This window comes from Peptidiphaga sp. (assembly GCF_057238965.1).
Genome location: NZ_DBHHEV010000084.1, coordinates 1 through 10,139, shown reverse-complemented (window position 1 = coordinate 10,139; position 10,139 = coordinate 1). Strand labels below are relative to the sequence as shown.

Genomic DNA, 10,139 nt, shown 5'->3' with positions numbered 1-10,139 from the left:
TGTTCGACACCCTCGGCTTCCGCAATCTGCGCAGCAGGGTGCTCGCCGAAATCCCGGCGCGCGGCGGGGGAGGCGCCGACGCGTCGGAGAAGGCCGCGGAGGTCTCCGTTTCGCGCGAGCCCTTCGCCGAGTGGCTCGCGCAGGCCGAGGGCCCGTTCGGCGTCGTCCTCGTCGATCCCGGCGCCCTGCCTTCGGGCGGGGCGGTGGCCGTCGGCGCCCCCGGCGGAAAGGCGTGGGTCCGCCAGTGGAAGGACGATGCCGAGGCCCTCGGCGCCTTCCTGGCCGATCCGGGCCGTCCCAAGGTCTTTCACGGCGCGAAAGGTGCGGGGCACGCGCTTCGCAACATCGGCGTGGAACTCGACGGGGTGCGCCGCGACACGCTTCTCCAAGCCTATTTATTGCATCCGGACCAGCGGGTCTACGACCTCGACGACCTCGTCATCCGCTATCTGGGCAGACAAATCGAGGGCCGAAAGAGCCAGGCGACGCTCTTCGACGACGTCGACTCCGACGACGGAGCGGCGGCCGCCGCGGCCCTCGTCGAGCTCGCCGAAGCCTTCGACTCCGAACTCGCCGAAAGGGGGGAGGACGGCGCCCTGCTCGACCTCGAGATGGCGGTTTCCCGCACGCTCGGGGGAATGGAGGACGCGGGGATAGCCGTGGACGAAGGCCTTCTCGAACAGTTGAGACAGGACTTCGACGGGCGGGTCTTCGCGGCGGCCCGCTCGGCCTACGACGCCATCGGACGCGAGGTCAACCTGTCGAGTCCCAAGCAGCTTCAGGAGGTCCTCTTCGACCAGCTGGGACTGCCGCCGACGCGCAAGACTAAATCCGGCCACACCACCAACGCCGCCGCCCTCGCGGACCTCGCCGTGAGCATCGCCGGACGCGAAGACGACAGGGCCCTCGCCGGCCAGCAGTTCCTCGCCTCCCTCCTTGAGCACCGCGACGCCGTCAAACTGTGCCAGTCTGTCATCGGCCTTCAGCGGTCGGTCCGCGACGGACGGATACACACGACGTTCCAGCAGACTGCGGCGGCAACCGGCAGGCTCTCCTCGACCGACCCCAATCTTCAGAACATCCATGCGCGGACCGCGGAGGGCCGCAGCATCCGCGCCGCCTTCGTGCCCGGAGAGGGCTATGAATCGATCATGACCGCGGACTATTCGCAGATCGAAATGCGGCTCATGGCGGCGCTTTCGGGCGACGTCGAGCTCATAGAGGCGTTTCGCGAGGGCGCGGACCTGCACACCTACGTCGCTTCGCGCGTCTACGGCGTTCCTGAGGAGAAGGTCACGGCCGACGACCGCTCGCACATCAAGGCGATGAGCTACGGCCTGGCCTACGGGCTCTCCGCCTACGGGCTGTCGAAGCAGCTGCGCATTTCGGTGGCCCAGGCGCAGGCGCTCATGGACGATTACTTCTCACGTTTTGGCAGGGTGCGCACGTATCTCGACTCCCTCGTCCAAGAGGCCCGCAAAGAGGGATACACTCAGACGATCCTTGGACGCCGCCGATATCTTCCCGATCTCAACTCGACCAACAGGCAGGCGCGGGAGGCGGCCGAACGCATGGCCCTCAACGCCCCGATCCAGGGATCGGCGGCGGACATCGTCAAGCTCGCCATGGTCGCCGTGGTCGATTCGATGAAGGGGATGCGCTCGCGCGTCCTGCTGCAGGTCCACGACGAGCTCGTTCTGGAAATCGCGCCGGGGGAGCGCGAGGCCGTCGAGGCGATCGTCCGGCGGGAAATGGAGAATGCCGTCGAGCTGGCGGTTCCGCTTTCCGTGGGCATAGGCGTGGGTTCGTCTTGGCGCGAGGCCGCTCACTGACGCCTCCGTTTTGCGCGGACGATGAGCGTTCCGGGAATCCAGGGAGACCGCTCCGGGCCCCAGCCGCCCCACACGACGTCCCTCCCTTTCGGCCACTCAGGCTCCCACACGCGTTCGATCGCGAAGCCCGCAGCCGTCAGGGCGTTCATGTGCTCGCTCAGCGTGTGGTGGCATTCGACGTAGACCAGTTCGCCGTCGTCCCCGCGCTCGACGTAAGGAGCGGACGAGAAGTAGGACGTCGTGACGGTCATGTCGCGCTTCGTCGGCGAGTCGGGGAACATCCATCGCGCGGGATGCGGAGCCGAATAGGCGAAGACCCCTCCTGGAACGAGCACTCTCGCCACGCCGGCAAACAGGTCCTCTAGGTTTTCGACGAAGGGGACGACGCCGAAGCTCGTGAAGACGACGTCGAAGGAGCCCTCGGCGAAGGGAAGCCGGAGCCCGTCCGCTGCGACGAGGGGCGCCTCCGCGGACGCGGACGCGTTGATCGACGCGGCCTCGGCCAGCATGCCGAGTGAGACGTCGGTCGCGACGACGCGGGCGCCCAGGCCGGCGAGATATCTGGAGCACTGGGCCGCCCCCGCCCCGATTTCGAGGATGCGGGAGCCTCGAAGCTCCAACGGATCGCCCAGTACCTCGGCCTCGGATTCCTCGAGTCCCTCCGGCCCCCACACGAAGTCGGCCTCGCCCAGCACGTCGCCGTGTTCTGCCAGGTAGTCCGCGGCGTTGGCGGACCACCAGCGCGAATGCGCAACGCTGGGACGTTCGTCCGGGTCCAGGGGCTCGCGGCCTACCCACATGGCAGTCTCCTTTGTGTGACAAAGCCCGGTTCAGAGCCGATTGAGGGAATCGATCAGATTATCCGCGTCATGACGCCACAAAGCGCTTGCGCAGCCGAGAATCGTCCCGTAGACTCTGGACTTGGTGTGGGCCTTCCACATCGTATTTATCCATATCTCTACAATTGTCCGTATCGGAGTCATTATTTCATGACCGCAAACACCCCCGCCTCGCTGCCCGAGGTCGCAATCAACGACATCGGGTCCGAGGAAGTCCTTATCGCCGCCGTCGATGCAACCATCAAGTATTTCAACGACGGCGACATAATCGAAGGAACTGTCGTCAAAGTCGATCATGACGAAGTTCTTCTCGATGTCGGCTACAAGACAGAGGGGGTCATCCCCTCGAAGGAACTGTCGATCAAGCACGACATCAATCCCGACGAAGTCGTCGAAGTCGGCGACCAAGTCGAGGCGCTCGTCCTCCAGAAGGAAGACAAGGAAGGCCGTCTGCTCCTTTCGAAGAAGCGTGCGCAGTACGAACGTGCGTGGTCGCAGATCGAAGAGGTCAAGGAAGCCGACGGTGTCGTCACCGGTACGGTCATCGAAGTCGTCAAGGGCGGCCTCATCCTCGACATCGGTCTGCGTGGATTCCTTCCCGCTTCCCTCGTCGAAATGCGTCGCGTCCGCGATCTTCAGCCCTACATCGGCCGGGAGATCGAGGCGAAAATCATCGAACTCGACAAGAACCGCAACAACGTCGTCCTCTCGCGCCGCTCGTGGCTCGAGGAGACCCAGTCCCAGGCGCGCGGCGAGTTCCTCACGAACCTCAAGAAGGGGCAGGTGCGCGACGGCGTCATCTCCTCCATCGTCAATTTCGGCGCCTTCGTCGATCTCGGCGGCGTCGACGGCCTCGTCCACGTTTCCGAGCTTTCCTGGAAGCACATCGACCATCCTTCGGAAGTCGTCGAGGTCGGCCAGAAGGTCACCGTCGAAGTCCTCGACGTCGACATGGACCGCGAGCGCGTCTCCCTTTCGCTCAAGGCGACGCAGGAAGATCCCTGGCAGACTTTCGCGCGCACCCACGGCATCGGCCAGATCGTGCCCGGCAAGGTCACGAAGCTCGTGCCCTTCGGCGCTTTCGTCCGCGTCGAGGACGGCATCGAGGGCCTCGTCCACATTTCGGAGCTGGCCCAGCGCCACGTCGACTTGCCGGAGCAGGTCGTCAAGGTCGGCGAGGACGTCTTCGTCAAGGTCATCGACATCGACTTGGAGCGCCGCCGCATCTCCCTCTCGCTCAAGCAGGCCAACGAAGGCGTGGACCCCCACTCGGAGGATTTCGACGCTTCGCTTTACGGCATGGCCGCGGAGTACGACGAGGACGGCAACTACAAGTATCCCGAGGGCTTCGACCCCGAGACGAACGAGTGGCTCGAAGGCTTCGAGGCTCAGCGCGAGGCTTGGGAGAACGAGTACGCCGCAGCGCAGGCCCGCTGGGAGGCCCACAAGGCTCAAGTCGCCAAGGCGTTGGAGGCCGACGCCGCCGCTGCCCCGGCGCCCGAGGAGTCCGAGTCGGCTCAGGCTTCTTACTCGTCTGGCTCGGAGACGGGCGGAACGCTCGTGTCCAACGAGGCTCTCGCCGCGCTGCGTGAGAAGCTGACGAATAACTGACGGCTGGCCGCTCGACGGACCGGTCGCCAAGGCGCGGGGCTCGGCAGAGCCCCGCGCCTTCGTTGCGTCCGCGCCCAGGCGGGTGCGGACACGAAACGGCGGTTTGGAGGCTTCGCGGGGCCTCCTTTGCTTCCCGCGCCCGCGGCGTGACCCGGCTTCCCAAGGGCGGCGGATCGATTGGGACCCTCGTCGCGCTCGGCGTCCCGTGCGTTTCCCGATTCTTTCTTGGAGTCGATTCCCCGGCCGCGCCCCTTGACCTGCTGTGGGCTGCGTCTCTAACCTGAGTATGTCGGCATGTGGAACTTTAGTTCCGCATCGTGGAAGTTCTCTCCTGCCGACAACGGAAACCTACCGGTTCTACCGGAAGTTGAAGGGAAGAGATGTGTCAATGAAGACAACACCCCCTGGCGGCGATGCCGTCACCTCTGCTGAGCGGGCCGAAATCGCGGCCACCGGCACTGTCGAAAGCTTGCAGCCTACGACCCGTCGAACGATGGGCAAGACCTCCTACTTTTTCGCCTGGCTTGGCGGATGCGTTTCCATCGGAACGTTCACGATGGGCTCGAGTCTGGTGGGAACGCTCAATCTCCTGCAGTCGATCGTCGCCATGACGATTGGATGCTTCGTCATTGGATTCTGCCTCATGCTCAACGGGGCGGCCGGATACAAGTACGGCATCCCATTCGTCGTTCACGCGCGGGCGTCTTTCGGCTTCCATGGGACGGCCCTTCCTGGGCTCGTACGAGCCGTTCCCGCCCTTGTATGGTACGGATTCCAGAGCTGGATCGGAGCCGCGGCGCTCTCGAAGTGCTCGGGGATCATCTTCGGCTTCGAGAACGTCTGGTTCTATTTCATCGTCCTCCTGGGGCTTCAAACGCTGCTGTCCATCTTCGGCTTCGAGGGGATCAAATGGCTGGAGAACGTCGGAGCGGTTTTCATCATCCTCTCGCTGATCTACATGTTCGCCTCCACCGTCGCGAAGTACGGAGACCAGATTTCGGAGTCGCTTGGGGCGGGGAACGAGGGCACGTGGGGCCTGAAGTTCTGGAACGCGACGATGCTGTTCTTGGGCATCTACGCCACGATGATCCTCAATGTCTCGGACTATTCACGCGAGCACTCGAAGGGAACGGGCCGCAGCCTGCTGACCACGATCTACGCTTTCTCGATCCTTCCCGTCACGGTGTTCATGGGGCTCATCGGGCTCATCGTCTCGCAGGCCACCGGAACCAAAGACCCCATCGACGTCTTCTCGGGAGCGGTCGACAACAAACTCCTTCTCATCGTCACGCTTCTGTTCATCGTTTTCGCCCAAGTGACGACGAACGTCCTCAACAACGTCGTGCCCCCGGTCTACGTGCTGCAAGACATTTTCAAGATCCCGTTCAAACCGGCCGTTGCCCTTGTGGGCCTGCTCTCGATCGCCACCTTCCCATGGAAGCTGGTCTCCAAGGAGTCGGCCGACGGGCTGCAGACCTTCGTCCAGATCTACTCGGCCTTCCTCGGGCCCGTTTTCGCGATCATGGCGGTCGATTACTATCTGATTCGCCGCCAGCGGCTCGACGTCGTCGAACTGTACAAGAAGGACGGCAGATTCAGGGGCGTCAACTGGGCCGCCTACGTCGCCACCCTGGTCGGCGTCGCCGTGGCCTTCGTCTTTGAGTCGGTCGCGTGGTATTCGTCGCTCATCCCGGCGGGCCTCATTTACTATCTGCTCATGACGACGGCGCCTTCCAGCTTGAGACGGTACGTCGAAGCTGAAGGCCGCGAGGGTCGCTCCGAAACCGAAGGCGACGACGCAGATCGCGGCGAACCCGACGGCGCCTTCAGCGCGCAAGGCAAGACCGGCGCCTTCAGCAGCACGCAACGCAAGGAAGGAAGCCAGGCATGAGAATCCTCGTCGTCAACGTCAACACGACCGAGTCGATGACCGAGTCGATCCGCAAGGGAGCCGCGGCCGCGGCGTCGCCCGGAACCGAAATCGTCGGCCTCACGCCCTTCTTCGGCGCCGACTCGTGCGAAGGGAACATGGAAAGCTACCTCGCCGCCGTCGCCGTCATGGACAGGGTCCTCGCATACGACGAGCCCTACGACGCCGTGGTCCAAGCCGGATTCGGCGAACACGGCCAGGAGGGGCTGAAAGAACTTGTCGAAGCGCCCGTCGTCGACATCACCGACGCCGCCGCCCATCTGGCGATGCTCTTGGGCTACCGCTATTCCGTGGTCACCACCCTCGACCGCGCGGTTCCCCTCATCGAGGAGCGCCTGCTTTTGGGCGGCCTGTCAAGCCACTGCGCCTCCGTTCGATCGTCGGGCCTGGGCGTCCTGGAGCTCGAAGGGGAGGAGAGCAAAGTGGTCGACGCGATCGTCAGGCAGGCCGAGCTCGCTTTGAAAGAAGACGGCGCCGAAGTGATCGTGCTCGGCTGCGGGGGAATGGCCGGCCTCGACAAGGCCATCGAGGAAAGGACCGGCGCGCCCGTGGTCGACGGCGTCGCCGCGGCCGTCAAGCTCGCCGAATCCCTCGTGGGGCTCGGCTTGAAGACGTCGAAGGTGCGCACGTACGCGCCGCCGCGGCCCAAGACAATCGTCTCTTGGCCGCTGTCGCGCCACATCTCACGAGGCGGATCGAGCGCGCAGCGAGATTCGTCGGGCCGTCGCGCCTAAAGCCCGCCGCGTTGCGGCGTCTGTCACGCACAACCGAATCTGTCACGTACAACCAAATCCATCACGCAACAAGTCGGCGGCGTCCGCATCACGCAATTCAGCGGACGCAGCCGAACCGGACCGAAAGGTCCGTTGGCCCTTCCCGCCACCCCGCGGGCTGCGGCCGACTCTTACATCGCGGGGGAGTTCCGAAAGGGACGCCGCCGGTTTGCGGCGAGGACGCCGCAAACCGCCTACAGAAAGGAATTCCGTGAGTACACAAGTTCCCGAGGGCCTTTCGCCACGGCTGTACAACGAGGACCTGGCTCCGGCCGAACAACGAACCTGGACGTTCTACTCCCTTTTCGCCATGTGGATGTCGGACATCCACTCGATCGGCGGATACACCTTCGCCGCGGGGCTCTTCGGCTTGGGGCTGGGCGCCGGAAACGTTTTCTTGTCGCTGACTTTCGGCATCATCATAGCCTTCATGCTCATGAACCTCTCAGGTTGGATGGGGCAGGCGACGGGACTGCCGTACCCGGTTCTCGCGCGCATCGCCTTCGGCACCTTCGGCGCCAACGTCCCCGCGCTCATCCGAGGCTTCGTCGCCATCGCCTGGTACGGCATCCAGACCTATCTCGCCTCCCACGCCGTCGTCATCCTCGTGCTCAAGCTCGTTCCCGACCTCAAAGGCACCGCCTGGACAACGACGGACATCCTGGGCCTGTCGCTGATCGGATGGGTAGCCTTTCTCCTTATGTGGGCGCTCCAGCTTTTGCTGCTGCGCAACGGCATGGAGACGATTCGCCGCTTCCAGGACTGGGCGGGGCCGGCCGTGTGGGTGGTCATGGCTCTTCTCACCGTCTACATTCTCTACCAAGCCGATTGGCAGGTGAACCTCGATCTCAGCAATGCGACGCCGAAGTTCGGAACGCTTCACGCATTCCTCGCGGCCACGGCTTTGACGGTCAGCTACTTCTCCACGCTCATGCTCAACTTCTGCGACTTTTCGCGCAATGCGCCAGATCGCCGTTCGGTCACGCGGGCCAATCTGTGGGGGCTTCCCGTCAACTTCATCGCCTTCTCGGTGGTCTCCGTGCTTGTCACGGCGGGACCCCTCAAAGCCCACGGAAAGTACGTCTACGACCCCGTCGAGGTGGTCGGCCGCATCGACTCGGTGCTGGCCGCGATCCTCGGGGCGATCACCTTCGCGGTGGCGACCCTCGGCATCAACGTCGTGGCAAACTTCGTCTCGCCGGCGTACGACTTGGCCAACGCCGCCCCCAAGCACATCGACTTCAAGAAGGGCGGCCTAATCTCGGCCTGCATCGCCCTGGTCATCCTTCCCTGGCAGCTGTTCAAGAACCCCGTTGTCGTCAACATCTTCCTTGAAGGAGTCGGGGCGGTGCTCGGACCGCTGTTCGGGATCATCATGGTCGACTATTTCATCTTGCGCAGGCAGAAGGTCCTCGTGCTGGATCTGTTCAAGGAAGAGGGGCACTACACCTACGCCAAAGGCTGGAACATGAAGGCCATATGGGTGACCGTGGGATCCTCGATCGTCTCCGCGGCCTTCGTGATCCTCGGAGTCCTCGCGAAGACGGACGGCCCCTTTGCGAAGGGAGGCAAGGCCGCCCTTGACATGCCGTTCTTCGAGGCCGCCTCCTCCTTCTCGTGGTTCATAGGCGCGGCCCTCGGCGGCCTTCTGACCTACCTGACGATGAGGAACGACGATTCCCTTCGCAAGTCCGTAGCCGCCGCATCGGACGCCGAAGCCGAGAACGCGAACGAGGCCGTCCAGGCTTAAAATTGAGCGGGGCGGTCGGCCTCCGCCGAGAGGGCGCCGGCGATGTCGTCGGCTGTGCAGTACAGCGTTGGAACTATCGAGTTTTTGATGAGGTAGTCCGTGATGCGCTCGGCGGGGGCCGAAACGGAGACGGCGAGATACAGATCGCCGGGAACCGGAACGGCCACGCAGCGCAGCCCGCGTTCGTGTTCGCCGTTGTCGAGCGCGTAGGAGCGTTCGCGGGTCAGTTCGATTTCCCGTATGAGTTCGTCCTTGTCGGTGATCGTCGTCGGCGTGAAGGCACGCAGCTGGGTCCGTTCGATCGTCGCGAGAGCCTGAGCATGGGGCATGGCCGCGAGAATCGCCTTGCCGACCCCGGTGGCGTGGAGGGAGACCTGGTTTCCGACCTCGGTGAACATGCGCCGTGCGCGCTCGGAGGGGACGTGGGAGATGTATCGCGCATAGTCTTGGTCGAGCATCGCCACAGAAACCGATTCGTCCAGGGTGACGACGGCTTTCGTCAGAATCGGGCGGAGGGCCACCCCGAGGGCGCCGCCCGCATAGCGCGAAAGCGAGATGAGCCGGGTGCCCAGGGCATACTTCCTGTGCGGCGTCTGATAGATGTAACCGCTGGCCATGAGCGTGCGCAGGAGGCGATGGGCGGTGGGCCTCGGCAGCTTCGCCTGTTTGCAAATGTCCGTCATGCTGATCGGCGAACCGGCCGAGGCGACGATCTCGAGTATGCCGAAGGCACGGCTCACAGCCTGAACCGTGGAATTTGATCGCGAGGTTTGCTTCTCGGTGGACATAAGCTGCTCCTTAGGCTGACTTACGTAGCCTACCGCATCGGTATGGCTAGGTCTGCGGCTAGCAGCGCATGCCTCACAAGCTCAGAAATGATAAGAACGTCAAAACATAACTGACAAAATCAAAACAAAATAAAAACGACGTTTTCTTTCCGCTTCCGCATCGTGGAATTTTGCGTTAGAATCGTGGAAAGAGAGCGCGAAGTTCCCAGATCAACGACGATTTAGAAAGGGAAACACCAATGGCAACCAGGAAAATTTGGCGCGCCGAGCGCGTCGTGCTTCCCGGCGGCGAAAAGCCCGCGGCGATTGCCGTCGAAGACGGCACGGTGGTTGGAATCCTCGAAAAGGACGCCCCGTGGGAAGCCGACGAGGAAGTGCTCATTCCCGACGACCAGGCTCTGATGCCGGGTCTGATCGACATTCACGTTCACGTCAACGAACCGGGCCGCACGGAATGGGAAGGGTATGAGACGGCCACCCGGGCCGCCGCGGCGGGAGGATTCACGACCCTCGTCGACATGCCCTTGAATTCGAGCCCGTGCACCACCTCGCTCGAAAACCTCGAACTGAAGAAAGAGGCGGCGCGCGGCAAGCTTTCCATGGACGTCGGCTTCTG

The 10,139-nt window shown here is 63.6% G+C and carries 8 protein-coding genes; 6 read left to right on the top strand and 2 right to left on the bottom strand.

What is annotated here, in order from left to right:
- Positions 1 to 1,832: DNA polymerase (locus ACO48X_RS09270; RefSeq protein ID WP_485001803.1), on the top strand; the 1,832-nt coding region annotated here is incomplete at its 5' end.
- On the opposite strand, the gene ACO48X_RS09265 is transcribed toward ACO48X_RS09270, so the two are convergent.
- Positions 1,826 to 2,632 (bottom strand): class I SAM-dependent methyltransferase, encoded by an 807-nt coding sequence (locus tag ACO48X_RS09265; RefSeq protein WP_485001802.1) that lies wholly within the window; start codon positions 2,630 to 2,632, stop codon positions 1,826 to 1,828. The two genes, ACO48X_RS09270 and ACO48X_RS09265, sit on opposite strands and share 7 nt — an antisense overlap.
- 189 nt (positions 2,633 to 2,821) lie before the next feature.
- Here ACO48X_RS09265 and rpsA point away from each other — a divergent pair, with 189 nt between their 5' ends.
- The 4 genes from rpsA to ACO48X_RS09245 all read left to right on the top strand — a co-directional run bounded on the left by rpsA (position 2,822) and on the right by ACO48X_RS09245 (position 8,735).
- Positions 2,822 to 4,282, top strand: coding sequence for a 30S ribosomal protein S1 (gene rpsA / locus ACO48X_RS09260; RefSeq protein WP_485001801.1), 1,461 nt, complete (start codon positions 2,822 to 2,824; stop codon positions 4,280 to 4,282).
- 388 nt (positions 4,283 to 4,670) lie between these two features.
- Positions 4,671 to 6,173, top strand: coding sequence for an NCS1 family transporter (locus tag ACO48X_RS09255; protein ID WP_485001800.1), 1,503 nt, complete (start codon positions 4,671 to 4,673; stop codon positions 6,171 to 6,173).
- The gene (locus ACO48X_RS09250) at positions 6,170 to 6,946 is read left to right on the top strand and encodes an aspartate/glutamate racemase family protein (protein ID WP_485001799.1); all 777 of its coding nucleotides are present in this window, start codon (positions 6,170 to 6,172) and stop codon (positions 6,944 to 6,946) included. Before ACO48X_RS09255 ends, ACO48X_RS09250 begins: the two co-directional genes overlap by 4 nt.
- 250 nt (positions 6,947 to 7,196) lie before the next feature.
- Positions 7,197 to 8,735, top strand: a complete 1,539-nt coding sequence (locus tag ACO48X_RS09245; protein WP_485001798.1) for an NCS1 family nucleobase:cation symporter-1 — start codon at positions 7,197 to 7,199, stop codon at positions 8,733 to 8,735.
- On the opposite strand, the gene ACO48X_RS09240 is transcribed toward ACO48X_RS09245, so the two are convergent.
- The gene (locus tag ACO48X_RS09240; RefSeq protein ID WP_485001797.1) at positions 8,732 to 9,523 is read right to left on the bottom strand and encodes an IclR family transcriptional regulator; all 792 of its coding nucleotides are present in this window, start codon (positions 9,521 to 9,523) and stop codon (positions 8,732 to 8,734) included. The two genes, ACO48X_RS09245 and ACO48X_RS09240, sit on opposite strands and share 4 nt — an antisense overlap.
- Before the next feature lie 239 nt (positions 9,524 to 9,762).
- Here ACO48X_RS09240 and ACO48X_RS09235 point away from each other — a divergent pair.
- Positions 9,763 to 10,139 (top strand): amidohydrolase family protein (locus ACO48X_RS09235; protein ID WP_485001796.1); only part of this gene is annotated, 377 nt, incomplete at its 3' end.